This window comes from Polycladidibacter hongkongensis (assembly GCF_001561995.1).
GTDB classification, from domain to species: Bacteria; Pseudomonadota; Alphaproteobacteria; order Rhizobiales; family Stappiaceae; genus Pseudovibrio; species Pseudovibrio hongkongensis.
In genome coordinates this window covers 290,903-316,334 of record NZ_LLWC01000036.1, presented here as the reverse complement: position 1 = coordinate 316,334, position 25,432 = coordinate 290,903, and the positions used below count along the sequence as shown (strand labels likewise).

General features: G+C 53.4%; 20 protein-coding genes. 7 read left to right on the top strand and 13 right to left on the bottom strand.

Annotated features, from left to right (window positions below; translation table 11 throughout):
- Positions 1-262: 262 nt before the first annotated feature.
- Positions 263-805: a DUF924 family protein gene (locus AYK82_RS16620; protein ID WP_068318639.1), complete on the top strand. Its 543-nt coding sequence runs from the start codon at positions 263-265 to the stop codon at positions 803-805.
- Positions 806-879: 74 nt separating this feature from the next.
- Here AYK82_RS16620 and AYK82_RS16615 read toward each other — a convergent pair whose 3' ends face one another.
- Complete coding sequence (locus AYK82_RS16615) at positions 880-1,374, bottom strand: hypothetical protein (protein WP_208976530.1); 495 nt, start codon at positions 1,372-1,374, stop codon at positions 880-882.
- 274 nt (positions 1,375-1,648) lie between these two features.
- A complete protein-coding gene (locus AYK82_RS16610) occupies positions 1,649-3,139 on the bottom strand; it encodes a sigma-54-dependent transcriptional regulator (RefSeq protein ID WP_068318636.1) in 1,491 nt (496 codons plus the stop codon).
- Between the two features lie 390 nt (positions 3,140-3,529).
- On the opposite strand from AYK82_RS16610, the gene AYK82_RS16605 reads away from it, so the two are divergent.
- On the top strand, positions 3,530-4,906 hold the full coding sequence (locus AYK82_RS16605) for an EAL domain-containing protein (RefSeq protein WP_208976529.1): 1,377 nt from the start codon (positions 3,530-3,532) through the stop codon (positions 4,904-4,906).
- Positions 4,907-4,991: 85 nt separating this feature from the next.
- On the opposite strand, the gene AYK82_RS16600 is transcribed toward AYK82_RS16605, so the two are convergent.
- The 7 genes from AYK82_RS16600 to AYK82_RS16570 all read right to left on the bottom strand — a co-directional run bounded on the left by AYK82_RS16600 (position 4,992) and on the right by AYK82_RS16570 (position 14,980).
- Positions 4,992-6,377, bottom strand: a complete 1,386-nt coding sequence (locus AYK82_RS16600; protein WP_208976528.1) for a M16 family metallopeptidase — start codon at positions 6,375-6,377, stop codon at positions 4,992-4,994.
- Positions 6,364-7,851 (bottom strand): M16 family metallopeptidase, encoded by a 1,488-nt coding sequence (locus AYK82_RS16595; RefSeq protein ID WP_208976527.1) that lies wholly within the window; start codon positions 7,849-7,851, stop codon positions 6,364-6,366. Before AYK82_RS16595 ends, AYK82_RS16600 begins: the two co-directional genes overlap by 14 nt.
- A 275-nt stretch (positions 7,852-8,126) precedes the next feature.
- Positions 8,127-8,864, bottom strand: coding sequence for a hypothetical protein (locus tag AYK82_RS16590; RefSeq protein WP_068318633.1), 738 nt, complete (start codon positions 8,862-8,864; stop codon positions 8,127-8,129).
- 174 nt (positions 8,865-9,038) lie between these two features.
- Entirely contained in the window at positions 9,039-9,542 is a 504-nt protein-coding gene (gene lspA / locus AYK82_RS16585; protein WP_341860426.1) for a signal peptidase II, read from the bottom strand.
- Between the two features lie 61 nt (positions 9,543-9,603).
- Complete coding sequence (gene ileS, locus AYK82_RS16580) at positions 9,604-12,528, bottom strand: isoleucine--tRNA ligase (protein ID WP_068318628.1); 2,925 nt, start codon at positions 12,526-12,528, stop codon at positions 9,604-9,606.
- A 323-nt stretch (positions 12,529-12,851) separates the two neighbouring features.
- On the bottom strand, positions 12,852-13,826 hold the full coding sequence (locus tag AYK82_RS16575) for a DMT family transporter (protein WP_068318872.1): 975 nt from the start codon (positions 13,824-13,826) through the stop codon (positions 12,852-12,854).
- A gap of 146 nt (positions 13,827-13,972) precedes the next feature.
- A complete protein-coding gene (locus AYK82_RS16570; protein ID WP_068318626.1) occupies positions 13,973-14,980 on the bottom strand; it encodes a bifunctional riboflavin kinase/FAD synthetase in 1,008 nt (335 codons plus the stop codon).
- Positions 14,981-15,719: 739 nt separating this feature from the next.
- Here AYK82_RS16570 and AYK82_RS16565 point away from each other — a divergent pair.
- The gene (locus tag AYK82_RS16565) at positions 15,720-16,103 is read left to right on the top strand and encodes a response regulator (protein ID WP_068318870.1); all 384 of its coding nucleotides are present in this window, start codon (positions 15,720-15,722) and stop codon (positions 16,101-16,103) included.
- A 153-nt stretch (positions 16,104-16,256) separates the two neighbouring features.
- Positions 16,257-16,964, top strand: a complete 708-nt coding sequence (locus tag AYK82_RS16560; RefSeq protein ID WP_068318624.1) for a protein phosphatase CheZ — start codon at positions 16,257-16,259, stop codon at positions 16,962-16,964.
- A 70-nt stretch (positions 16,965-17,034) separates the two neighbouring features.
- On the opposite strand, the gene AYK82_RS16555 is transcribed toward AYK82_RS16560, so the two are convergent.
- Positions 17,035-17,904: a TIGR01459 family HAD-type hydrolase gene (locus tag AYK82_RS16555; protein ID WP_068318868.1), complete on the bottom strand. Its 870-nt coding sequence runs from the start codon at positions 17,902-17,904 to the stop codon at positions 17,035-17,037.
- 210 nt (positions 17,905-18,114) lie between these two features.
- Here AYK82_RS16555 and mutL point away from each other — a divergent pair, with 210 nt between their 5' ends.
- The gene (mutL, locus tag AYK82_RS16550) at positions 18,115-20,037 is read left to right on the top strand and encodes a DNA mismatch repair endonuclease MutL (protein WP_068318623.1); all 1,923 of its coding nucleotides are present in this window, start codon (positions 18,115-18,117) and stop codon (positions 20,035-20,037) included.
- An 88-nt stretch (positions 20,038-20,125) separates the two neighbouring features.
- Here the strand turns inward: mutL and AYK82_RS16545 are convergent, their stop codons facing one another.
- Entirely contained in the window at positions 20,126-21,376 is a 1,251-nt protein-coding gene (locus AYK82_RS16545; RefSeq protein ID WP_068318866.1) for a porin, read from the bottom strand.
- Between the two features lie 536 nt (positions 21,377-21,912).
- Here AYK82_RS16545 and AYK82_RS16540 point away from each other — a divergent pair.
- Complete coding sequence (locus AYK82_RS16540; RefSeq protein WP_068318621.1) at positions 21,913-22,347, top strand: MerR family transcriptional regulator; 435 nt, start codon at positions 21,913-21,915, stop codon at positions 22,345-22,347.
- A gap of 55 nt (positions 22,348-22,402) precedes the next feature.
- Here the strand turns inward: AYK82_RS16540 and rsmD are convergent, their stop codons facing one another.
- The gene (rsmD, locus tag AYK82_RS16535; RefSeq protein ID WP_068318618.1) at positions 22,403-22,960 is read right to left on the bottom strand and encodes a 16S rRNA (guanine(966)-N(2))-methyltransferase RsmD; all 558 of its coding nucleotides are present in this window, start codon (positions 22,958-22,960) and stop codon (positions 22,403-22,405) included.
- Positions 22,961-22,963: 3 nt separating this feature from the next.
- Positions 22,964-24,637, bottom strand: a complete 1,674-nt coding sequence (locus tag AYK82_RS17850) for a pseudouridine synthase (protein ID WP_082734001.1) — start codon at positions 24,635-24,637, stop codon at positions 22,964-22,966.
- Between the two features lie 268 nt (positions 24,638-24,905).
- On the opposite strand from AYK82_RS17850, the gene AYK82_RS16520 reads away from it, so the two are divergent.
- Positions 24,906-25,376, top strand: a complete 471-nt coding sequence (locus tag AYK82_RS16520; protein WP_068318613.1) for a nucleoside deaminase — start codon at positions 24,906-24,908, stop codon at positions 25,374-25,376.
- The last annotated feature ends 56 nt before the right edge of the window (positions 25,377-25,432 follow it).

The following is a 25,432-nucleotide window of genomic DNA, read 5'->3' as shown; positions in this document are numbered from 1 at the left end:
ACCGGGTTTACAAGCGCATTTCCAGTAAAAAAACAGGGCAACACATTCGTAATTGTTTAGAGAATTTAGTGGTAATCGCGGCCTCACTGGATGCAAAAGTGTGCTCGCGCCAATGAGCCCGCACGTTCGGCCTGAAAAACCCCTCAAATGCATGGGGGAAATTGCTTCAGTTTTCCACTATATAAACAGTGGGGTAGTGGTCTGGGTCGTTACGTGCATCCACGATGCGGCGGCACTTAGTTTTCGAAGGGGAGATAATGGAATGCGCAGTGCCAAAGATGTATATGACTTCTGGTTTATCGAGCACTCAAAGGAGGATTGGTTCGCAGCCAGCGAAACCTTCGATAAAGAAGTATACGATGGCTTTGCCAGCACGCACGGCGCGGTGACAAGAGGAGAGGGCTTCGTTTGGCGCTCAACACCCAAAGGACGCCTTGCCGAGATCATCGTGCTGGATCAATTTTCACGCCAGCTCTTCCGAGATAAGGCCAAGGCCTTCGCTTATGACAGTATGGCGCTTGTTCTGGCGCAGGAGGCCATTGGGGTGGGGGCGGATAAGCAACTCACCGAAATTGAGCGTTCATTCCTGTATATGCCGTTTATGCATTCTGAATCCTTGGTGATCCACGCGGCGGGACTTCGTCTTTTTGAACAAATTGGTGAGGAGTATGCCCAGTTTGAACACCGCCATATCGAGGTGTTGCAGCGATTTGGCCGCTATCCAAAGCGCAATGCAGCGTTAGGGCGTAACTCGACACCGGAAGAACTAGATTACATGCAAGCGTCTGCACAGCGGATGTTCTAGCGCTCTGCGCGAATGCAAACAAAAAGCGCCCTCGTTTTAGGAGGGCGCTTTCTAGTCGGCCAACAAAGCTTGCCTTACTCGCTGATTTCTAGCGGTAGGGAGAAGCTTCCGTTTTTCGTTGAATTTTGATCGTTAAAAGTCACTTCAAGCGTATAGCCACCGGCTTGTAACCCTGCCAGATTGAAGCTGAGTGAGCTTTGATACTCATGCGCCCGGTTGTGCCCGGCACTGTGCAACTTGGCAAAGCCACTCTGTTCTGCAAGAACCTGACCGGTGCTGTTGCGCAGCGCAAAATCAACACTAAGATCAATAGTGGTCAATCCATCCTGCTTGCCATAACCGTAACCAACCGGCTCCGCGTAGACATGCAAGGTCTCGCCATCAGTAAAGCTGTTACCCTCGCGCACATCATAGATGCCATAGCCTGTCGCAGGTGCCTTGACAAACGTTGCCGCTGTAAAATGTAGTGGCGCGGCAGTCCACGCTGCGGAGAGCGCCTCTCGTGCAGCCTCAATGCTGCTGTCCTGTGCAAGTGCGCCCGCGCTTGAGCCAATAATCGTTGCTGCCACTACAGCTCCGCGCGCCGCGGAGGAAATTCTAGAAAAATGACGCGGCATTCTCAAATACCCCTTGATCCCAGAGTGTAAACCCGTTGCCTTAGGTCTTCTCTGGCCAGTCTCTACCTAGTTGCCGCTGGTATATCCGGTATTGTAAGACTTCACAATAACCCACTTTAAAAACAAATCGGCGAACACTACCTATACTAGTTGCGCCAAATAGAGAAATGCAACCACACCAATCGCCGCGCATTATCTCTAGGTATAGATGAGAGGAGTGCCGTCTTCACGGGCTAGCGTGTAGACCGCCAAGCACTTTGCTTATGTTCTGATGATGTGTTGCCGGCATGGTGGCTTGCTTTTGCTGGAAGCTTTGGCGCCGCCTATAAATCGTTGAGGGGCTGATTTCCAGTGCCGATGCTGCCAGCGACACATTACCGCCAAATCGCTCCACCACCTGCTCGATAATACGCATCTCCTGCAGCCACAATGGCTCTATCTCGCTGTACGGAGAAGAAAAAGCCGTGTCAGAAGAACGTTGTCCTTGCAAAAGTTGCTCTGGTAGTACGTCCACATCAATGACAGGGCCTTCATGACAGACGGAGAGCTGTTGTACCATGTTATTAAGTTCACGAAGGTTTCCCGGCCACGTGTATCCTTGAAGTGCCTCCAGTGCCGCTTGGCTAAAGGCAAGTGGGCCCTCTTTTCGTTTGCGGGTATGCTGAGTGAGGAAATAGCGCGCGAGCAGCGATATATCCTCACCACGCTTTTTCAGGCAGGGGAGCTCAAGCGGCAAGACATGGAGCCGATAGAACAGCGCCTCGTTGAAACGGCCTGCGGCTATCTCGTCGGTCATTGAGCGAGCGCTTGCGCAAATCACACGAATATCAAAGGCTTGTGCTTCAGATGCGCCGCAAAGCTGTGCGCGTCCTGTGTCGACAAGTTGAAGCAGCCGAGTCTGCAACTGGGAAGGAAGTGCGCCAATATCATCAAGGAACAAAGTGCCGCCATCGACCAGTTCAAGCGCCCCTTTGCGGCGCCCTTCGCCCGATCCGTTGCCAAACAACGCGGCCTCAATCATATCTTCAGGCAAGGTGCCGCAATTTAGGCTTTGAAATGGCATGCCACGGCGGCGGGAACGTTGGTGCAAAGCTTTGGCACAAAGTGTTTTACCGGTTCCCGGTGCCCCGGAAATAAACACTGGCGCACTCGCGGCTGCCAGTCGCAAAATTTGTTCATAAACTCTTTGCATCACAGCGCTTTCGCCCACCATGCCCTCGAAACTTACCACCGGGCTGGGGTCTACAACAATTGGAGCTGTGTTTTGCAATAGCGCATCACGCAACTGGCACTCTTCCAGCTCTCCCTCACGTGGTAGCTTGCGTTTTTGCCGCTTGAGAATAGGCAGAACTTTGCTCACCAGCCTGTCCAGATCCAGCGGTTGCGCTAGTACTTCATGCGCGCCATCGCGCATGCGCTCCATGGCGCGGCTAATAGAGTAGTTTTCTTCTAGGGCAATCACCACTGTGTCGGGGCATCGCTCAACCAGCAAAGTAAGCGCACAGCTTTCCTGTAGGGCGGAACTGTCGACAAATAGCAGGTCAAACCTGCGAAAATCGAGATCGCGGTGCAAAACGCCAGAGCTCATATAACACTCTGGCGGGCGATTGGGCGCAAACCCCTCACAGACGAGCCTCTCGAGCGCGCGGCATTGTGCCGGGGCAGGGACGAGAATGCCAATACGTAAGGAAGAATAGTCATCCGGTCCCGATTCCATAAATGCAAATCCTGCTCTTTACTGTTTGCTTAACCCACGCGCCTTGCAGGGTTTTGCTAGCGCCAAGTTTGTGCATTTAGGGTTAATAGAAAGTGACTAGCGCTGTTGATATCTGTGTGCCACAACAGCTTTGCACGCTCACGTCCGCTATAATCATCAGGTATTACCCTGCTAAAGCAGGTAGTCGCACTCACAGAACTGTGCATGAGACCTAGAGAAATTAAGCGATTAAGGAAACTTTAAGGGGACAACCCCGGTTATCCATCGCTTTCGCTCCTTTGAGATTCGCTGTGAAAACGCAAATGCGGCAAAATCTGCCTAGGCAAATTATGATTCGACAGACATCGGTAGGGAATGAATAGAGCGGCGAACATATTAATAGGGGCGTGCATGGTGGTTATTGCGTCGTCTCTTGGCGCATTGCTGGTGTTTCAATTCGACCGGCCGGTGATAGAGGCACTGTCGCTTTCGCTCACCCTATTCTGCACCATGCTCGTGCTGCACACAGTCTACAGTCGGGATAACCGTAGCAATGCAGCCACCAGCAGTGTTGAACAGTTGGAAGAGCGCCTTGCGGAAATCGATGATGATGTGTTGCATCTGGAAGGGCGCCTCTCTGGAATGGAGAAGGACCTACCGCGCAAGGTACAAAAAGAGGTCGATCCTCTGTTCGCCGAGGTTGAGGTCATTGGATCTTTGGTCAAGCAAATGGCCGAAGCAATGGCGGATATGGAAGGGCGTATCGACGACCAGGGCGTCGCCTTGGAAGACACGCGCCGCCAACAGGCATTATTGCAAGCCCCCCAGCTTGAAGCCCCGCAAAGCGCCCTGGCAGAGCCAGCACTTACCCGTCCAGCATCACCAAGCGCGTATGCTGCACGAATGGCAGCGGAATCCCTTGCTCCGCAGGATCTTGATGTGGGGCTGGACGAAGACGGCGAACCGGCAAGGTCCACCTCAGCGCCGCGTATGCCGCGCCCTGATCCGCAGCTGGCTGCAGAAATCCGCGCCGCTATAGATGCGAGCCGTGTTGATCTTTATTTGCAGCCCATAGTCACCCTGCCGCAGCGCCGGGTGCGCTACTACGAGGCCTACACCCGCCTGCGTACGCTGGAAGGGAACCTACTGGAGCCAACGCAGTTTATTGCAGAGGCTGAGCGCAGTGGTCAGATGCCCGCGATCGACAACATCCTATTGTTTCGCTCGCTGCAGATTATCAAGCGCCTTACCGCCCGCAATCGCGATGCCGCCCTTTTCTGCAATCTTTCTCCAAGTACGCTGGTGGATGAAGATTTCTTTCCCGGCTTTCTGGAGTTCGTTCGCGCCAACGAAACGTACACCGACCAACTTATCTTTGAGTTTGCGCAGGCAGATGTGGCGGCCATGGGCCTTATCGAGCATGAGAGCCTCGCCGCGTTAGCTGAGCTTGGCTTCCGCTTCTCGGTAGACCGTATCACCGATCTGCGCATGGATTTCCGCGCGCTTGCCGATAAAGGTTTCCGCTTCGCCAAGGTCAATGCCGCTCGCCTGATCTCACAGGATGAAAACGTAGAGCACGGCAATATTCACCCCGCTGATTTTGGCGCGTTGCTGGGTCGCTATGGCATCGAGTTAATCCCGGATCATGTAGAGACAGAGGCCGAAGTCCTAGAGCTTATCGAGATGGAACTGCGCAGCGCACAAGGCTATCTCTTCTCCGCACCGCGACCGGTTCGCGCCGACGTTCTGCAAGGGGCGTTAAAGCCACGGGCTGTTAACACAGCCTAATTGTTTGGGCCGCGGTTCACAGGTGCAGATACAAAAAAGGCAGGACCAGGTGTGATCCTGCCTTTTTGTTAAGTGTGGCTCGCTGTTAGTCCGCTTTCGTTGGCCCTACGGTAACAATTGTTGGTTTCGAGCCACCAAGCAACCGCCCTGCCACCCGCTTGATATCCTCAAGTGTAACTGCGTCTATCAAGCTGTTGCGTGTGTCCAGATACTCGGCCCCCAGTCCGGAAAACTGAATGCCTACCAGTTGGTCCGAAATTGCCGAGGAACTGTCAAAGCCAAGCGGATAGGAGCCAGTCAAATATGATTTGGCAAGCGCCAGTTCTTCTGCCGTCGGGCCTTGGGTCGCCATTCTTTCCAGCTGCGCTTCTATAACGCTTAAGGCCTCGCCTGCCTGCGCTGCGCGTGTGCTGGTTTGCCCGAGCAATAAACCGGCATGGGCATAAGGCACCAGATAGCTGCCAACAGAATAGGAGAGCCCGCGCTTTTCCCGAACTTCATCATAGAGCCAAGAAGAGAAACTGCCGCCTCCTAGAATGTGGTTCATCACATAGGCCGCGATGTAGTCCGGATCATCACGTTTCAAGCCCGGATAGGCAAACTGAATGATCGTCTGCGGGCTTGCCGCTTCCACATGCACGGTTTTGTCAGCAACAGGCACAATGTCAGGCACCTTGTTAAGCTGCGCCTTTTGGGGGAGGGCACCAAACACTTTGTCCAGCTGTACCCCAAGCTCTTTGGCATTAATAGCACCGACGACAGCGATACTCATGTTATCACGGGCCAGAAGCGCTTCGCGCTGTGCTTCAAGCTCCGCTTTGCTAAGGGGGGCTAAAGATGCCACAGTTCCGCCGGTCGGGCGAGCATAAGTGTGGCCTTCAAACAGTGTGTTGCGCATTGCCTCGCGCGCTAAGGTGCGCGGCTTCTTCGCATTGCGTTCGATCCCGGCAATCATTTGCTGTTTGATGCGCGTCAACGCTTCATCGTCAAACCGCGGCGCATTCAGTGCCAGCCGCAACATCTCGAAGCTGTCCTCTTTGTTGAGCTCGAGGCTGCTCAACGAAGCATTAAAGCTGTCGCGCCCGGCGCTAAACCCGAGCCCCATCGCAAGGTCCTCTTGCCGCGCTTTAAAAGCCTGCGCATCAAACTCCCCCGCACCTTCATCAAGCGTCGCAGCCAGATAAGTTGTAAGCCCTTCCTGGCCGGTAGGATCTTGCGACGCACCTCCGCGCCATGCCACATCAACACTGATCAGTGGCACGGAGTAATCCTCAACCAGCCATGCCTTGATCCCGCCCGGGCTGGTGATTTGCTGCAGCTCAATAGCTCTTGCGTGTGGCGCATAGGTTACAAGCGCTGCAAACAGCAGAATTGCCATGCTTAGTGCCTGCAATGCGGTGCTTTGCACTTGATTCATCACGAAATTGCCCTCTGCCGCTATGAAAGGAGAATTCTGGTTATTTGCCTGCATTTGCACTCTCCTTGACGCTCTTTTCGAGCGGCATCAACCGGCTTTGCAGTGCTGGGGTAGAAAGGTAAGTCATTGCAGCCTCTTGTACCTGCTGCGCGGTTACGGCGGCTTGATATTGATTGATGCTTTGTACCTGCTCAACAGATCTGCCTGTAGTGAGCGCGCTGCCAAAAATCTGTGCCAATGTTTCTTGATTATCTTGCGCATAAACCGCACTGGCGAGCATAGAGCGCTTGGAGCGAAGCAACTCTTCGGCGCTCACACCGTCCCTAGCGATCGCGGCAATCGTTTTGCGGATTTCATCGGCAATCTGCTCAAAGCCAACCCCTTCTTTAGGCGCGGCATAAGCAATAATGCGGCTGCTGTCCAATGCATCGGAGGAGTACCAGGCGCCCACAGAAGTTACGAGTTTCTTGTCTAGGAGAAGTTCTTTGTAAAGCCTGCTGTTAGGCCCGCCGCCCAGAATATCGACAAGCACCTGTAGAACCGCCGCTTCTTGCATGCTGCTGCTATGCGCGCTTGGCGCAAGCCACCCCAGTTGTAGCAAGGGCTTGCCAACTTGCGCATCGTGCAACGAAACAATACGCCGTCCCGGCAGGGCCTGCACCTGAGGCCGAATGCGTGGTTCAGGCTCTGCGCGCCGCGCAACTTTGCCGTAAGTGTCCTTGGCCAACTGCAGCACTTCTTCAAACGTCACATCACCGGCAACAATCAACACCGCGTTATTGGGGGTGTAATACTTGTTGTAAAAGTTGATGGCATCGTCCAACGAAAGCTGTTCGATTTCATCTCGCCAGCCAATGATCGGAGTGCCGTAGGGATGGTTGACATAAAGCGCCTGATTGAAGCTCTCTGATAAGCGGGCAGAAGGCGAGCGGTCTACCCGTAAGGCGCGCTCCTCCAGCACCACTTCACGTTCTGGATCAACTTGTGCCTCTGTGAGCACCAGATTGGCCATGCGATCCGCTTCGTAGCCCATAACCATGGGCAGATGTTCTTTAGCCACGCGCTGATAATAGGCCGTGAAATCTTGTGAGGTGAAGGCGTTTTCCTGCCCACCGACCTCGGCAACCGCTTTTGAAAACTTGCCTTCCGGCGCGGCTTTTGTGCCTTTGAACATCAGGTGTTCTAAAAAGTGGGCAATACCGGATTCGCCAGGTGCTTCATCGGCAGCTCCTACTTTATACCACACCATATGTGTAACAACTGGTGCTCTATGGTCGGGAATGACTACAAGCTCCAGGCCATTGGCAAGTGTTGTATGCTCAACATGATCACCGCCAATTTTCAGCTTTGAAAACTGGTTGATCATCACATCCTGACCGGTTGTTGAATTGGGCTCGCTCGCATTGCCAGCCGTGGCGCAACCGGCAAACAACGCCAAACTACCAATGATAATAAATGGTTTTAGGGCCATGATATCCTTTACCTTAGCCGCCAGCATGCGGCTCTCAGTGTTAATGGCTCGCATCATAGGCACAAGCTTAGCCGCTGCCACGTGAATTATTGGTAATCTTTACGCAAGGGAATTTGGGCGAGCGCAACACGCGCTCGCAGCTCAAGGCCGCCAGACAAAGCTACAGATTCCAATAAGAGATGCCTCGAACGGCCTATCAACCTGAGAAGGTAGGCGTGGCCGCAAAAAATAATGGGGAGCTTTCGCTCCCCTCATTTTTTGCTGTCGCAAGCACTGCCGTATAAACCGGCGCGCGCCGGGTGCAGTGCCCTAACATAAAACGCAAAAGCTAGTTATTGTTTGCTCATATCAATGCGCTTGCCCTCATCAATGAGCTTCTCTTCCTTGCGCTTGGCCGCTTCCTCAGGTGTTTCTTTGTCGCTCTTAACTTTAAAGGCGTAACCAGCTTCAGGTGTAGAGTATGCAATTGGAGGCTCTGTCAGATAGCGCCGCTTTGGCAAGCACTTGACCGGGTCATCCTCGCACTTCGTTGCTTCTTCGCCCTTCATTTTTGCTTTTGCATCGCGGTACTTCTTCTCCAGGTCTTTCATTTCCTCAGGAGTAAGGACCTCGCCATCAGCGATGCGTGCTTCGAGTTTCTCGGCCTCGTAGTCGCGTGCTTTGTGTTTTCGCTTTGCGCGGTATTCACGCAGCGCCGGATGCCCTTGCATTTGTTCTGCGCTGAGGGGCTGACCAAACTCGGTCTTGTAAAACTCTTGGATCTCTTTGATCTTTGCCTCGCGCGTATCTTCCGGCCAATTGGCTGCCAGTGCCTTTAAGTCGCGCTGGTCCGGTTCTGGCAGCTTCTTCAGATCCGCTGGCATAACCAAAGGCACACGTTCCTTGTACTCGATAGATTTGCCAGCATTCCCGCCGAGCAATGCGGACATGAGTATGGAAGTTGCGCCGCTGTCTTCTTTGCTGCTGCCGTCATCAAAGCTGTCCAGAGAACTGGCACAAGCGGTCAGGCCTACACCTAAAACCGCCACAAGGGCGAAACGAGAAGCGAAATGTACGTAACGGCTCTGCACTATGACATCCTTTAAAAGCTCGCCTCAAATATGAGGCTGCTTTGCCAAAACCTGTTCTCCAATTGGTTTTTGTGTCCCGCAGATGGAATCAATAACCCGGAGATATCTGCTGATAATTGTTAGTTGCCGGCAGCGATAACGCAACAACCGGACAGCAATAAGGCAAGTTTTAATCTAACTGTCCTTGCCTTTCCCCAGAATAATACTCTCAAAAACCATAATAGCGGCGCCAACCACGATGAGCACATCCGCCAGATTAAACACGTACCAGCTAAATGTTCCAACGTGAAAATAGATGTAATCAACCACCTTGCCGTAGACTACACGGTCCACGCCATTGCCAAGCGCCCCGCCCAGTATCAGTGCCAAAGCCCAGAGCTCGATACGTGAGGTTGAGCGTACACTCCACAGCCATAAGGCTATGGAAGCAGCAACTGTGAAACCGGCAAGAAAGATCTGCCCCATTAGACTTTCTTGCTGGAACAAACCATAGGAAATGCCTTTGTTCCAAACCAGCACCAGATCAAGAAACGGAAGCACGGGGGTCAACCCAAAGGCACCGAACTCGTGCACATGTACGATCCAATACTTGATAAGCTGGTCAAGAACCAAGCCAAACCCGGCAAGCTTCAGCACAAATGAACTGGAATTCCCCCAAAACCTAAGGTTTTTCAGCAATGGTTACGCTCTCCTGCGAATATCACTTGTTCTAAATTTCCTTTGGGAAAAGGGGGAGGGCTTACGCCGTCCCCTCCAGTTCGCGTAACGCTGCAGCATCGCGCAAGGTCACCTCAGGATAATCGGCATCCTGTCCCACCTCAGGTAAGATCTTCCAAGAGCGAGCACACTTATTACCTTCAGCAAGGGCTGGCACAACGCCAACACCTGCCACATCTTCCAAAGCGAATGCACCAGATGGGGCAGCCTCGCCCTTGAGATCCAGCTGAGAGGTAATTGCGATTTCCGCCATATCCAGCCCGTCAAGTGCCGCCATCAACTCGCCATTGTCAACAAACACCTGTGGGTGCGCTTCTAAAGAAGAGCCAATGCGCTTCTCGCGCCGCTCGATCTCCAACGCACCGGTGATGACGCGGCGAACGGTCTTTACCTTTTCCCATTTGGAGGCAAGGGCATCATTGCGCCATTCCGCCGGAATAGTCGCAAACTGCTGCAAGTGGATAGAGGAGGCCTGCTCCCCATAGCGATAACCCCATGTCTCTTCCATGGTAAACGGCAGGATAGGAGCCATCCAAACTGCAAGATTACGGTACAGCTGCTCGATCACATAGAGGCAGGCTTTCCGCTTCACAGAGGACGGCGCATCGCAGTATAGCGCATCCTTGCGCACATCAAAGTAGAATGCAGACAGCTCAACTGTCATGAAGTTAAACAGTGCGGCGAACACTTTTTTGAAGTTGAAGTCACCATAGGCTTCTCGCACCAGCACATCCAGCTCGGCCAACCGGTGCAGCATCAGCTGTTCCAGCTCAGGCATATCGGAAAGCGCGATTTCCTCACCCTCATAGTGCCCAAGAGAGCCAAGCATAAAGCGCAGGGTGTTGCGCAATTTGCGATAGGCATCCACGTTGGTTTTTAGGATCTCCTGACCAATGCGCTGGTCTTCGGCGTAATCGACAGAGCCAACCCAGAGGCGCAGAATGTCGGCGCCGTATTGCTTGATGACGTCTTGCGGCGCAACTGTATTGCCCAGAGACTTAGACATCTTGCGACCCTGCTCGTCCATGGTGAAACCGTGGGTCAGAACTGCATCATAAGGGGCATGACCACGGGTGCCGCTGCTCTCCAGCAAGGATGAATGGAACCAGCCGCGGTGTTGGTCAGTACCCTCTAGATACAGCACATAGTCATCACCGCCGAGGCCTTTACGGTTCGGATTCAGGTCTTCTCGCTGCTCCATACAAAACGCATGTGTGGAGCCGGAATCAAACCACACGTCCAAGATGTCACGAACCATCTCATAATCGTCTGCGGCGTACTCAGCACCCAAGAAGCGCTGCGCGGCCCCTTCAGCGAACCAAGCGTCAGCGCCTTCAGCCTGAAACGCCTCAAAGATACGCGCGTTGACCGCTTCGTCTTTCAGAACTTCGCCATTCGCCTTGTTTACAAACACAGTGATCGGCACGCCCCACGCACGCTGGCGGGACAGCACCCAATCAGGGCGACTCTCGATCATGGCGTTGATGCGGTTCTGGCCCGTCGCTGGCACAAAGCGGGTTTGCGCAATAGCATCCAGTGCCCGCTTGCGTAGCGTATCCCCTTCGTTTTCCAGCTCCTTGTCCATATAGACAAACCATTGCGGCGTATTGCGGAAGATAAGCGGTGCTTTAGAGCGCCAGGAATGCGGATAGGAGTGTTTGACTTTACCACGCGCGATCAAGCCACCAACTTCCGCCAGTTTTTCAATCACCGCGGTGTTGGTGCTGCCCTCGCCGCCCTTTCGGTTCAGGATATAATGACCTTGGAAAAGTGGCACATGCGGATAGTAGGAGCCATCCTCCTGCACTGTCATTGGCACCTGCTCGGTCCCTGCCTTGGCAAACACATCGCGGTTATCGAGGAATACCTGAAAGTCATCGGCACCATGGCCCGGCGCGGTATGCACAAAACCGGTACCGGCATCATCGGTTACATGCTCACCGGCAAGCAGTGGCACGTGGAAATCGAAGTAGCCATCAGTACCTTCAACGCCATTAAATGGGTGTGCGCAGTATTCGATGTCCGCGGGGTTCACATCCCCCGCGCGTTCATAGGCATCGACACGCGCGGCCTTAAACACATCTTCGGCCAGCTTGTCGGCAAGGATCAACTCGTCACCAACCTTGGCCCAGTTGTCGTCGGCGGCCTCGGTTACCTTATAAAGCCCGTAGTTGATCGAGTTGGAGAACGAGATGGCGCGGTTGGCAGGAATTGTCCACGGGGTCGTGGTCCAGATCACCACATACTTGCCTTTAACCGCATCAGAGCCGGAAGTGACCTTAAAGCGCACCCAGATGGTGTGCGAGGTGTGGTCTTGATACTCAACCTCGGCTTCAGCTAGCGCGGTTTTCTCAACAATCGACCACATCACCGGCTTGGAGCCGCGATAGAGCTGGCCAGACATGGAGAACTTCATCAGCTCTTTGGCGATATACGCCTCACTGTCGAAGTTCATTGTCAGGTATGGGTTATCCCAATCGCCCTCAATGCCAAGGCGTTTGAATTCTTCGCGCTGCACGTCAATCCACTTGCCAGCAAAATCACGGCATTCCTGACGGAATTCGTTGATCGGCACTGCGTCTTTGTTCTTGCCTTTTTTGCGGTACTGCTCTTCGATTTTCCATTCAATAGGCAGGCCATGGCAATCCCAGCCCGGCACATAGTTGGAATCAAACCCCTGCATCTGCATAGAGCGAGTGACGATGTCCTTCAGCACCTTGTTGAGTGCGTGGCCGATATGGATGTTACCATTGGCATAGGGAGGGCCGTCATGCAGGATAAATTTTGGCTTGCCGTTCGCCTCTTGGCGCATCACACGGTAAAGGTCGGCATCCTGCCATTTTTTCAGTAGCTTCGGCTCGTTCTTTGGCAAGCCAGCACGCATTGGAAAGTCGGTTTTCGGCAGGTTAAGGGTCTGCGAATAGTCGCGCCCGGTCGTCTCAGTCATAATGGATTTTCCGCGAATTCTAAGGGCCCATTCGGGCAGCTAAACTCTGACGCCGCCAGATGCAGAAAGCTGCATAGCGGCAGATGACCACGCCCGGCTGAAAGAAACAGCCGTGTATTCCCGGTCCTTCGGGGCGCTATTATCAAGCGCCGCAGCCGAAGGCCGGGCCAATAATTCGCTTTTGCAGCTCTATGGGCGTTGGGTACGTCTTCATCGCCTGCATGTCGTCATCTGTTAAGAACTACAGCCTTTTATCAGCCACTTCCAACCAAACACAAGGGGCTGCAAAGCTTTTTTCCAAGCCTCCCCTTGTTTGCCAGCCGCTACGTTCGTTCTGCGCGGGTTTGCTGCGCCATTTCGGCGGCCTTAAGCTGTTTTGCAACTTTGTGCTCGCGCTGAGTGATGTAAATGCCCCCGGCGGTGATCAGCGCAATGCCGAGCCACGTGATACCAGTTGGCACTTCATCAAAAATAAAGTAGCTGAACACCGTCGCGCTGACGATCTCTAGATAATTGATAGGCGCAAGCAACGAGGCTGGAGCATTGTTAAACGCCAAGACCACCAGCAAATGCCCAAGTGATGAAATTGCTCCCATGCACAGAAGCATCAACCACTGTGTTCCTTGCGGCATGATGAAAGCACCGGGCTCAAAGTCCAGCGCAGTAGAAACTAGCAATAGCGGACCAAGTACCAAAGTTCCGGCAAGACCTGTCGAGAACTGGATCCCCAGCAGCGATGCCGAACCGGAGAGCTTGCGGGTAAGCAGCAAATAGCAGGCAAAACAGGTAGCGGCACAAAGCGGCAACAAAGAATAAGCCGAAAACACCGAGCTGCCCGGCCGTATGACAATCAAGACACCAACAAGGCCAAGCGTCACCGCCGCCCAACGGCGTGGTCCAACCCGCTCACCGAGGAAAACAGCAGACAACACCGTAAGAATCATCGGCTGCACAAAGAAGGTGGCAATTGCATCCGGCAGCGGCAGAAATTTGACAGCTGAAAAGAAAAACAGCGAGGCAACAGCCAGAAACAGCCCCCGAGCCATTTGCATCCAGGAAACTTCGCTAATGATATGCCGCAGCCCCGCACCGACAAACAGGCTGGCTAGCGCGGAGAGTAAAGTCTGAAAGAAGAAGCGCCCAAAAGAGATTTCCAAAACCGGCAGGTACGCGGAGAGAAGCTTGGCAAAGCCATCCATAATCGGCAACATACTCATGGCGCAAACCATGGTGAGCATGCCTTTGACGGCATTTGATTGCTGATCGGCAAGGCTTGGCTGTGAGGACGTTGCGCTCATTGTGTTTATCCGCGTCTGAGAGTGGAACGCTGACCGCTCCTTTTTAAATCCCATAGGCGGATTATCTGTCAGCATCAATGCCCTTTATGCAAAAAGGGTGGCAAGTGGGCAGAGTTTTCTCGTCAAGCGCGCTGATTGTAGTAATGCTACTGACCAGTCGCACCGTACAATTTCATATCAAGTGGGCTAAGTGGCCGCATTGAGGCGAGCATCGCTCGCGCTTGTGCGCTGTCATCATCCATTTGGCCAATGAGCGCTTCGGCACTATCAAACTTCAATTCTCCGCGAATGTAACCAACCAGCCCTACATCCAGCGTCTTGTCATAAAGATCGCCAGTAAAGTCAAAGACGAAAACCTCAAGCAACGGCTTGCCATCGACGAATGTTGGCCGTCGGCCATAACTGGCCACCCCGTCATGTAACACGCCATCAATGCGCACCTTAACGGCGTAAATGCCCTGCTTGAGAATCGCATTCTCTCCAAGGCTCATATTTGCAGTGGGATAGCCTAGCAAGCGCCCTCGCTTGTCCCCGTGCTGTACGCGCGCGCGCAGTGTGTAGCGATAGCCAAGCAGCCCGTTCGCCAAAGGGAGACCGCCCTCACGCAAAGCTTGACGCACTCTGCTGGAAGAGATGACATCTCCGTTTTCATCCACTTCCGGCTCGGCGATCACCACGGTGAAACCGTGCGTCTTGCCCGCTTCACGCAAATACTCGGGGGAGCCTTGCCGCGCCTTGCCAAAATGAAAGTTGAACCCGGTTACACTCTGGCTGATTTGCAGCTTGTCTTTCAAAATCGACGTTACAAACGCATCAGCACTCTGATCTGCCAAGTCTGCGGTGAAATCTAGCTGAATAACCCCATCAAAGCCCATATTCTGCAGGATTTCGGCTTTCATAGCTGCCGGTGTCAGTCGGGCAACTGGCGTATCCGGCTTAAAGAACGTCCTAGGATGCGGCTCAAAGGTGAGCGCTAGCGCCGGAACATTGGCAGCTTCAGCCCGATTAAGCGCTTCCTGCAAGATGGCGCGGTGCCCGCGGTGAACACCATCAAAATTGCCAATAGCAACCACGCCGCCGAGTAAATTCTTCGGCACGGTATCCGGATTGGTGACAACCGCAAACGGTTTCTTTGCTGCAGGAGAAGAGCTCATCGCAAATTTGTCTTTTTGTCTTGAGTACCGGTAGGTCTTTTCAGTTTCGCGTGGAAACTGCCTGCATGTGGTCTCAAGGTCAAGTGACTAGCGCGGTGGACACGCAATCCAACACCAAAAAAAGAAGGTCAGGCAACAGGCAAACACAAACCTGCCCATAGGGCATAAGTAAAACACTCACAGGACTCTATGTCCCATAGGGCAGCTGAGCAAGTTTCACGCAAGCTCATCATAGTTAGGCTGTGCTTACAAAAGTAGAAGCTCATCTAATCCGCGTGGGAGAAGGCGCTGCCGCAGGCACAAAATGTGTCAGGAGTGGGCATGCGACCCCCAGAATAGCGGAATAAGCCTCGGCATATTCGCAGGAACCCATATGGAAAAGCGCGGGTTAACTATAGACCGGTTCTGCATTTGTCATTAAAAAGGCTGCAACGACTTAGTGTATCGTTGTTACGTCGCCACTGGAGAAATCTCGGGCGTAGTTTGGCGTAATTCGAGCTTTGGAGAAATTTGTGGAACAATTCACCTGACGATCACACAAAAAAGATCGGAAGTGTTGGATCGTCCACTCTAAATGTTTAGTCAAATTAACTTGGTCTTCACGAGTCCTAGTAAATTTGACAATAAAAGAACAAACGCGTCGGTGCCCGCTCCCGCAATACAAGGGAGAGGGACAAGCACGTAAGCCCTATAACCTTAGTGCAGTCGGCCATTGCCGACAGACAATATGGAGTTTTACATGGCCCTTGATCTTCAGATGCCAATTCTGGTTGTCGATGATTATAAGACCATGATTCGGATTATCCGGAACCTTCTGAAGCAGCTCGGTTTTACCGATGTGGATGATGCTGCTGACGGTGCCGAAGCCTATGAAAAGATGAAGGAGCGTCGTTACGGCCTTGTCATCTCGGATTGGAACATGGAGCCAGTGACAGGATACGAACTGCTGAAGCAGGTTCGTCAGGATGCAGATCTCAGCAAGACACCTTTCATCATGGTGACCGCCGAATCTAAAACCGAGAACGTCATTGCAGCGAAAAAGGCCGGTGTAAATAACTACATCGTTAAGCCTTTCAATGCGCAGACACTTAAAGGCAAGATCGAAGCCGTTTTTGCTGAGTAAGGCGTCGCCTCCGTATAAATAAAGCAAGCAGCTCAAGTGCTACTCAAGCAAACGCTTGCGCAAATTTGCAGTGCAACTGGCAAAGCTTTGTTGGCACCACTGCAGATAACGGGGAAGGTGTAACCAGCGGCGGAAGGTGGAGTTGACCTCGCTATGACGATTGGCAATAAATACGAAATTCAGCGGGTCATTGAATTCCTACAGGAAAACAAAGATCGAACCGCTGAAGTCAATCTCTCGGATATTATGCGCCTCACGGAAGTGATGGCAGCAACCGTATCGCGTATGCTGGAGCAGGTGCAGCCTGCTGTGACTGCAGAACTGACAGCAATCGAGTCTGAGATCTCCAATATGAAGGATGAGATCGCCCGATTGCGCGTCGCTGATATGAAACATGACCGTATTCCGCAAGCAGGCCGGGAGCTCGACGCGATTGTCTCGTCAACTGAAGAGGCAACCCATTCTATTATGGCTGCCGCGGAAACAATAATGGCCGCCGATCCAGAAGATGCCGCGGCCTACCAGGAAACGGTCAACGATCAGGTCATGGAGATATTTCAGGCCTGCGCATTCCAAGACATCACTGGCCAGCGCATCTCAAAGGTCGTCGGTACCTTGAACTTTATTGATGAAAGAGTGTCCAATTTCATTAATCGGTTGCGTCTGCATCAAGCTGAAGGGCATGATGCAGAAGAGACGGAAGAAGAGCGCAGAGCTCGCGAGCTTATTCTGCATGGGCCGCAGCATGCCGGTGAAGGCGTCTCTCAAGACGAAATCGATGCGATGCTTGGCGCATTCGGATCTACTGACAAGGGCAATGACGCTGCAGCGCAAGATGATATCGACAAGCTCTTTGCGTAGTGAAGGGCGCACAGAGTGCTACTGCAAAAAATGAGGGGAGCACTTGCTCCCCATTATTTTTTGCGGAGGCTCACCACTGCAAACGAGGCAAGGCCCCGATGATCTTGTCGTCTTGCTTAGCAAAGTAGTCATTTAGAAGCTGTGGATCTGGTGATCCTTTTGCGCCAAAGTCTTCTGCGTGAATGCCACCACTAACAAACAGCACATCAATACCTGCAGCATTTGCCCCCTTTACGTCTGTGGGCAGACCGTCGCCGATCGCTAGGATCTTGCTACGGTCAATGTGAGCGCCGAGTATGCTGGCCAGCACACTTTGGCAGGCGTCGTAGATTGGCAGGCACGGCTTACCTGTGATGATGGTTTCTCCGCCCATCTCTGCATACAATTTGGCAAGTGCCCCCGCGCAGTAAACTAATTTGTCGCCATGCTCTGAAACTATATCTGGATTGGCGCAAATCAGCTTCAAACCCTGTGCTATCAAACGCGCGAACAGATCGCGATAATCCTCCGGCACTTCTTCTTCTCGCGAGTTGAGGCCAGTGCAAACAATAACCTCGGCCTCACTCTCGTTGGCCAACGAGCACCCCGTACCTTCAAACAGCTCCCAGTTGCGTTCAGGTCCGATATGGTAAATCTTCTTGATGCCCAGTTGCTGAATGTCCATTCGCACAACGTCGCCGGAGGTTACAATTGCATCAAATGCATCGGGCCTGACGCCGAGTTCGGCCAGGTGTTCATGCACTCCGGCGTTTGGCCTCGGAACATTTGTAATCAGCACAACGGGCTTATTTGTCACCCTGCGAAATTGCGCCAAAGAATCATCGGCCCCGTCAATTTTTTGCAGTCCATTGTGCAATACACCCCAAACGTCACAAAGGATCGCGTCATAGGATGTGTGCACTTCACAGAGCCCCGTGCGTAAAATTTCATTTTGTGTCAACTGAATTACCTGCGTCTTTTGGCATGCGCGCAAGACCTGATTGACCTAGCGCCCTTTTTGAACCTACGCCACTATTAGCCAACTCACCGATGCTGCACCAGCCAATTCCACTGTTGCAGCCTCGCTTTGTGTCAGTTTCATTGGCAGTAGCGGCTGATCAAGGGTACAACACGGGTGAAGGCAATGAGAGTGACATAAGAGGCTACTATTTTGACGGTTCGGCAACTCAGCGATACCACGATCAATCGTATTGCGGCGGGGGAGGTTATTGAGCGCCCCGCGAGCGTAATCAAGGAGCTCGTTGAGAACGCGATTGATGCAGGGGCACAACGTATCGACATTGTCACAGCGGTTGGCGGGAAGGCGCTCATGCGCGTGACTGATAACGGCGCTGGTATGAACAAAACTGACCTTCAGTTAGCGGTCCAGCGACATTGTACCTCCAAACTGCCAGAGGGTGACCTTATGGACATCCGCACGATGGGGTTTAGAGGAGAAGCGCTGCCTTCAATTGGTGCGGTTTCTCGCCTGCAAATATCAACTCGGAACGCGGCAGAAGAGCAGGGCTGGCAAATTGCGGTATCTGGTGGCAAAACAGCCGAACCGTCCCCAATCGCGCTAAATCGCGGCACCCGCGTGGAGGTGCGGGATCTCTTCTTCTCCGTGCCTGCCCGACTTAAGTTTCTAAAGTCGGATCGTGCCGAAGCTACAGCTATAACCGAAATCATTAAAAGACTAGCACTGGCAAACCCACATATTCGCTTTTCACTATCCGGCTCAGATCGCCGCACGTTGGAAATGCCCGCTTGCACAGGCGAGCAAGCGCATCTTGCCCGCATAGGCCAAATCCTCGGCGATGACTTTGTGAAAAACGCATTATCAATTGAAGCAGAACGTGAGGGGGTGCGCCTTTACGGCTATGCCGGTCTCCCGACTTTTCATCGGGCCAACGCGCAGCACCAGTTTTTCTTTGTGAATGGTCGCCCTGTGAAAGACAAGCTCCTGCTAGGGGCATTGCGAGCCGCCTACGCCGATGTCTTGTCGCGAGATAGGCACGCCATTGTAGTTCTGGCGGTAGATTTGGATCCTCACCATGTGGATGTCAATGTCCATCCAGCGAAATCAGATGTTCGCTTCAAGGATGGGCAGCTGGTGCGTGGCCTCATCGTTGGCTCGTTACGGCATGCGTTTGTTCAAGCTGGTCATAAGGCATCCACCGCAAACACCGCTGCGGCAATAAATGCAATCCGGCGAACCTCAACGTCTACATGGCAAGCGCACAATGGCGCAAGCTTTGGCGCTGGCAAGCCCGGAGCTCCCTCACTCAATTACGATTGGCAGTCATCTGAATTTGCACCTCAAACGAATATGGAAGATTCTGCAAGGCATGGTTCTGGACTGGGTGAGGCGGAGCAGGCAGCGTGGTCGGTGGCGGATATCCCGCCCACAGCAAACCACAACGGACCCACTGGTCAAATTACCGACAGTTTTGCTTTTGCGCCCTCAGCAGATGCAAGCGCACATATGCAACCAGATGACGCGGCCGCGCAAAAAAATCCGCTTGGGGCAGCCCGAGCGCAGCTCCACGAGACCTACATAATCACTCAGACCCAAGATGGGGTGGTGATCGTGGATCAACATGCGGCTCACGAGCGTCTTGTCTATGAAAAGCTGAAGCAGGATCTCGCCAAACAAAATGTCGCCCGTCAAGGTTTGCTTATCCCGGAGATTATCGAGTTGCCGGAGGAGGAGGTTTCCTTGCTGGCAGAGCGCGCCAGTGAGTTGGAGGACTTTGGGCTTGTGCTTGAAAGGTTCGGCCCTGGCGCCATTGCAGTGCGTGAAACCCCCGCAATGCTTAAGCGCTTAAACTTGCGTCAACTACTCGCGGATTTGATTGATGACTTTAGCGAGTTGGAGGCATCAACGCGGCTGAGTGAAAAGCTGGATCTGGTTGCTGCGACGATGGCATGCCATGGGTCAATCCGCGCCGGTCGGCGGATGCGGCCGGAAGAAATGGATGCGCTTCTTCGTGAAATGGAAGTCACGCCGCTTTCTGGTCAATGCAATCATGGGCGTCCAACATGGATTAAGCTATCGCTTCAAGACATTGAGCGCCTGTTTGGTCGAAGCTAACGAGCCATAAGAAATGGGCAGAAGCAATAGCTCCCGCCCATTCTTCACTGACGGTGCTCCACCGTCATAGGGTTCTGACTATGTGGCCTCAGAAGTCCCTTTGAACACGGATCAGTGCAGTGACGATGTCGGTATCATCAGGGGTCTCGGTGATCAGAGATGCGGCATCCTCATCATAGTTCAGGTTACGATAAGCAACCTCGCCACCGATTTCGAAGCCGTGGACCGGGGTCCAGCCAACCTTACCGACAACATCCCACTGAGCGATATCATAGACAAGCTCTTGGTCAGCGTCTGCATAGGAACCCTGCAGAGCAAAGTTCCATTCTGGAGTAAGCTCTGTGTAGATACCAGTAGCGATCGACCAACCATCCGCTAGGCCATCATTACCACCTTCGACCTCACCGGCGTCGTACATGCGGTCGTTCCAGTCACTGTGTACGTAACCCAGTGCACCCTGAGCATAGTTACCCATCAAGGCAAACTGTGTATTGGTCAGGAATGGCAGGTTAACCTCAACACCGGCACCGATTGCCCATCCGGCTTTACCAGAAGGATAGCTCTCCGCGTAGCGCACTTCATGCACCGCAGCCATCAACTGGGCACTACCCCAACCTTGATCAAGACGAAGGTTACCAACCAGATCAGGAGCGCGGTGGCCACCATAACCAATGGTCGTTAAGCTGTCCAAGTCTTCCGAGATCAAAGATTGACGGCGATAGGTTGCATCCTCAACCGAGACAGAGGCTGAAAGGCCATTGCCAAGATCAAAAGTGTAACCGGCCAGCCACAAGGTTTGGTCAGAGTAGGCAACCGTGTTGATCGCACCGTAGGCATAACCTGTCCAGAAATCATAGAAGGAGTGGGTTTTACCAACGGTCATGCCACCAAACTGGACAAATGCATAGTCCAGAGTGAAGGAAGTAGATGGGTCACTGGAGTAACCCTCATCTACGCCGTCTGGAAGCGAGGAGATGGAGGTCGGTGAACCTGAATCGATTGTTGCGAACATATCGATATAGGCGCGAAGTAAGCCATACTCGGTTTGCGTCCTTGCATCCATCCGCAAGTAGCCACGAGCACGGGTGGAGGTGTCGTTCAGCAACCGGTCAGTCCAGTTGCTTGGTTCGTCACCAAAGTCGTTGAAACGGTATTCGGCACGAACTCGGCCCCGAATACGCAAGCAGGTATCAGTACCTGGGATGAAATAGTATCCGTTGCCATAGGCATCACAGATTTGAACATAGTCGACAGGCTCCGGCGCAACGGGTAGATCAGCTGCAAAAACCGGAGTGGCACTCATTATCAGCGCAGCAGCGCTAGTAGTTAAGTGGCGCATATCCATAACTCCTGAATAGGGTTTTCCCACTCCAATGATGGTTAATTGACAAAATTACTTAGGTTTTGCGCGGTATGCTGCCTAAGTAGGTTCAGTTTTACTCGAACTAGAATTCCTGAAGCAATTTGTTACATCGCTTCGACTTTCATTCAACTTGTTCTTTCAAAAATAACGGTAGGTTAGATGCGCGTCCACAAGGGCTGTTTCAAAACTGCAACGCTTTGCCTGAAACACTGTAAATACTACTAAGCACCATATCAGGGATGCATGATACTGTAGTTAAGTATCTGTTATTATTTATAAACAAAGTGTTGTCGCTAGATGTTCTCTGCATCATCTCTGTTCACTTTTTAACGTAGCAGTTGATTCGCGTAATGCGCTAAAGGCCTCATCGAAAACTAGTATAAATATCAGGTGTTAAGTATAGTGATAGTAATGACGGTGATCAGAAACGAGTAGACAAAAAGGGAAATATGAGTCTAAGTGGACTTGCCCGTCTACGGCTGCTGAGTTGTCTGAAGCGAGGGAATACTGATTTGCTTTCGATTGGTGATCTGTCAAAACGCACTGGCATCAAAGTGCCAACTATTCGCTTTTACGAGCAGCGCGGGTTAATTGCGCCGCCTGTTCGCACTGCGGGCAATCAGCGTCGTTACGATACAGCCGTGGTAGAACGCCTGCTTTTTCTGCGCCATGCCCGCGAACTGGGGCTGGATTTGGAGGCAATCGAGGATCTTCTCGCGCTTAGCGAAAACCCGCAGATGAGCTGTGGCCGGGCGCATGAAATCGCAGGCAATCATCTTGCGAGTATTCGGCAGAAGATCGCGCAGCTACAAAGTTTGGAGGCGGAGTTGCAACGCATCACCTCTCAATGCGCAAGTCAAGTAGTAGGCGAGTGCCTCGTGCTGCAGGCCTTGTCAGACCATGGCCAATGCCAAGGGGATCATACCGCGCCAAGCCCGCTGAAATAACAAAGCACCATGCCCGTGAGAACAGTGCTTCACTGCAAATCAATACGTGAGACAGCTAGCTTAAGTAGCGCAAAAATCGCGTGGCGCAATCTCCAGCCTTGCGCTCTTCCAACAGCTCAAAGCCCTCAGGCAGCTCAATATGTGCCGCCGCATCCTCTTCCAAGAGACAAAGCGCACCAGAGGCAAGCCAGCCGCCTTCTGCAGCTGAAATAAGCGCGTTTTCGCCAAGTCCCTGATTATAGGGTGGATCAAGAAACACCAGATCAAACGGAGCGATGGTCCCAGTCGGCCCCAGTCGGGTCGCATCTCGGCGTAAAATCCGCGTAGCCCCCATCAGTCCCATGCTCTCAATATTGCGCCGAATAAGCCCGCGCGGCTCCACAGCCTCTTCGACAAAGGTGCAGTACTTCGCACCGCGGCTCATCGCCTCAAGCCCCAAAGCACCAGTGCCGGCGAATAGATCCAGCACCCGCGCATCTGTGATAGGGTTGTCGTAGGCGTGCATCAGCACGTTAAAGACACTTTCCCGCAGCCGGTCTGTCGTCGGCCGCGTGGCATTGCTTTTAGGCGTTGCCAGCGCGGTTCCCTTTAATCGTCCCCCAACGATACGCAATGGCTAGTCTCCCTTGTTGCCCGGCTTGCCTCTGCCAGCAGGGCGCTTGCCGCCTGTCGTACCGCCAGATTTACTGCCGGACTTACGCGAGCTCTTGCCAAAGTTGTCGCGCATGACGCGGGTGCCAAAGCGACGTTTCTCCGGCTCCCAAGGCGCGGAGATCTTCTTCTCGCGCGGGGCTTCTTCTTTGGGGTAGTAAAGCTCGACACTGCCATCTTCACGGCGTACGCGCAGCGGCTTCTTCTTGTCATCGAAACGGCGAGGGCGATCGTCACGCCCCTGATCACGTCCGCCAAAGCTGCGGCGCTCTTCGCGGCCTTCACTGCGGCCTTCTTGACGGCGATCATCGCGTCGATCTGGGCGCTGACTACGCGGCTCGTTACGGCGATCTTCGCGTCGGTCCTCGCGCGCGCGATCTGGCCTGCGTTCGCCATCACCATCGCGATCCTTGCCAAATTTACGCCCTTCACCGCCGAATTGCTTGCGCTCGCCGCCAAAGCTGCGCCCTTCACCGCGCCCAGTGCTGCCGCCCCGCTCATTTTTGCCATAGCGGGAAGGAGCCGCGCTGCGGCGCTCCTCGCTATTGTCTGTGCGCTGGCGCTGTCCGCGTTCTGTGTCGCTGCCAACTTCACGCTTGCGCTCATGTGCGCCGGTTTTCGTCTTCTTGTCACCGCGTATCAACGCTGAGGCCTCTTTGGCGCTCAACCAGCCACCGCCGCTACCGCCAGAGCTCTTACGCTCTTTTTTCTTTTGGGCAGGTTGTTCGGAAGGCATTTGGTGGATAATTGGCGCATCAAAATCAAGATCGGCTTCGGCAACCAGCTTCTCGCCCAGCTGGTCACGTAGCACGCGGCCACGAATTTCGCGCACTTCCCCTTCACCCAGATCACCAAGCTGGAACGGGCCGAAGGAGATGCGGATCAAGCGGTTGACCGACAAGCCCAGATGTTCGGTGATCTTCTTCACCTCACGGTTTTTGCCCTCGCGCAGACCAATTGTTAGCCATACATTGTCGCCGCGCTCGCTATCCAGCGTTGCTTCGATAGCACCATAAAGGACACCGTCAATCGCCACGCCATCGGCAAGCGCATTCAGCTGCTCTTGGGTGACCTTGCCATAGGCGCGCACGCGGTACCGGCGCAACCAGCCCGTTGCAGGCAACTCAATTACCCGCGATAATCCGCCATCATTGGTGAAGAGCAAAAGCCCCTCGGTGTTATAATCAAGCCGGCCAATGCTGACGACCCGTGGCATTTCCTTTGGCAGAGCGTCAAACACGGTTGTGCGCCCCTCGGGATCTTTGGTGGTGGTGACGCAACCCTTGGATTTGTGAAACAGCCATAGGCGTGTGCGCTCGCGCTTAGGCAGCGGCGCACCATCAACAATCACATTGTCGCGGTCAGTCACTGTAAACGCAGGTGTGGTCAGTACCTCGCCGTTGACAGAAACACGGCCTGCCTCAATCCAGCTTTCAGCCTCGCGCCGGGAACAAAGCCCAGCACGTGCCATTGCTTTGGCGATGCGCTCGCCGCTCATTTGCTGGATTGGCTCTGGCTTCGCTGCTTTTTTCTTGGCGCTGCGCTTGGGAGCGTTTTTGAAGGCGGGGCGATCGTCTCGGCTTGGTTTGCCACCACGCGCGCCTGGTTTTGCACCGGCGCCTTTTCGATTATCTGTCATTGGGTCTGGCCTGGCTTGTTACTCAAAAGGCCCTGTGCCTTCGCATCAGTGCGGCGCGCGCGAGCATGTCGTGGCCCGCTGGCACCCCTTAGCCTAAGAGGATTCACTTTAGGAATTGTGAGCTGTAAATTGCGGTAATAGCAGAGCTGCATAATTACGCAATCTTTTAGCGCGGTTTCAGCACGTTTTTCCATCAACAGATGGGGAACTCTTAGCCCAAGGTAGCTCCAACGATGACAATCCTATGTAAAGCCGCTAGCTTGTCGCCATGACGAACCGCAGCAATCTTGAAAAAACCTTTATGGAACGAGCTCTTGAGGAGGCCCATGCCGCGGCAGCGCGCGGCGAGGTGCCCATTGGCTGCGTCATAGTGCAAGACGGTGAGATCATCGCTGCCGCTGGCAATCGCACGTTGGAACAAAATGACCCGACCGCACATGCCGAAGTGGTGGCAATCCGCATGGCAGGAGCAAAGCTCGGCTCGCAGCGCTTGCAAGACTGCGATCTCTACGTGACACTAGAACCCTGTGCTATGTGCGCGGCGGCCATTTCCTTTGCCCGCATCCGCCGACTTTACTACGGCGCAGCTGATGCCAAAGGCGGCGCTGTGGAAAGCGGACCCCGCTTTTACCATAGTCCGACCTGTCATCACGCGCCCGAAGTGTATGAAGGCTTTGCTGCGCACGAAAGCGCCGAGCTGTTGAGAGAGTTTTTCCTGCTTCGTAGAGGCGCCAGATAGATCTGGATCAAGGAACTTCACTCACGCCTTTATTAGTGTCCCGTGATGATTAAGGG

What these genes read in the sequence shown, in the direction of transcription:
- AYK82_RS16605 (WP_208976529.1), top strand. Translation starts at nt 3,530, where the DNA reads ATGGTGGTTATTGCGTCGTCTCTTGGCGCATTGCTGGTGTTTCAATTC.
- AYK82_RS16620 (WP_068318639.1), top strand. Translation starts at nt 263, where the DNA reads ATGCGCAGTGCCAAAGATGTATATGACTTCTGGTTTATCGAGCACTCA.
- AYK82_RS17850 (WP_082734001.1), bottom strand. Translation starts at nt 24,637, where the DNA reads ATGACAGATAATCGAAAAGGCGCCGGTGCAAAACCAGGCGCGCGTGGT.
- ileS (WP_068318628.1), bottom strand. Translation starts at nt 12,528, where the DNA reads ATGACTGAGACGACCGGGCGCGACTATTCGCAGACCCTTAACCTGCCG.
- AYK82_RS16575 (WP_068318872.1), bottom strand. Translation starts at nt 13,826, where the DNA reads ATGAGCGCAACGTCCTCACAGCCAAGCCTTGCCGATCAGCAATCAAAT.
- AYK82_RS16600 (WP_208976528.1), bottom strand. Translation starts at nt 6,377, where the DNA reads ATGCAGGCAAATAACCAGAATTCTCCTTTCATAGCGGCAGAGGGCAAT.
- AYK82_RS16610 (WP_068318636.1), bottom strand. Translation starts at nt 3,139, where the DNA reads ATGGAATCGGGACCGGATGACTATTCTTCCTTACGTATTGGCATTCTC.
- AYK82_RS16560 (WP_068318624.1), top strand. Translation starts at nt 16,257, where the DNA reads ATGACGATTGGCAATAAATACGAAATTCAGCGGGTCATTGAATTCCTA.
- AYK82_RS16565 (WP_068318870.1), top strand. Translation starts at nt 15,720, where the DNA reads ATGGCCCTTGATCTTCAGATGCCAATTCTGGTTGTCGATGATTATAAG.
- AYK82_RS16595 (WP_208976527.1), bottom strand. Translation starts at nt 7,851, where the DNA reads ATGATGCGAGCCATTAACACTGAGAGCCGCATGCTGGCGGCTAAGGTA.
- AYK82_RS16520 (WP_068318613.1), top strand. Translation starts at nt 24,906, where the DNA reads ATGACGAACCGCAGCAATCTTGAAAAAACCTTTATGGAACGAGCTCTT.
- AYK82_RS16545 (WP_068318866.1), bottom strand. Translation starts at nt 21,376, where the DNA reads ATGCGCCACTTAACTACTAGCGCTGCTGCGCTGATAATGAGTGCCACT.
- AYK82_RS16570 (WP_068318626.1), bottom strand. Translation starts at nt 14,980, where the DNA reads ATGAGCTCTTCTCCTGCAGCAAAGAAACCGTTTGCGGTTGTCACCAAT.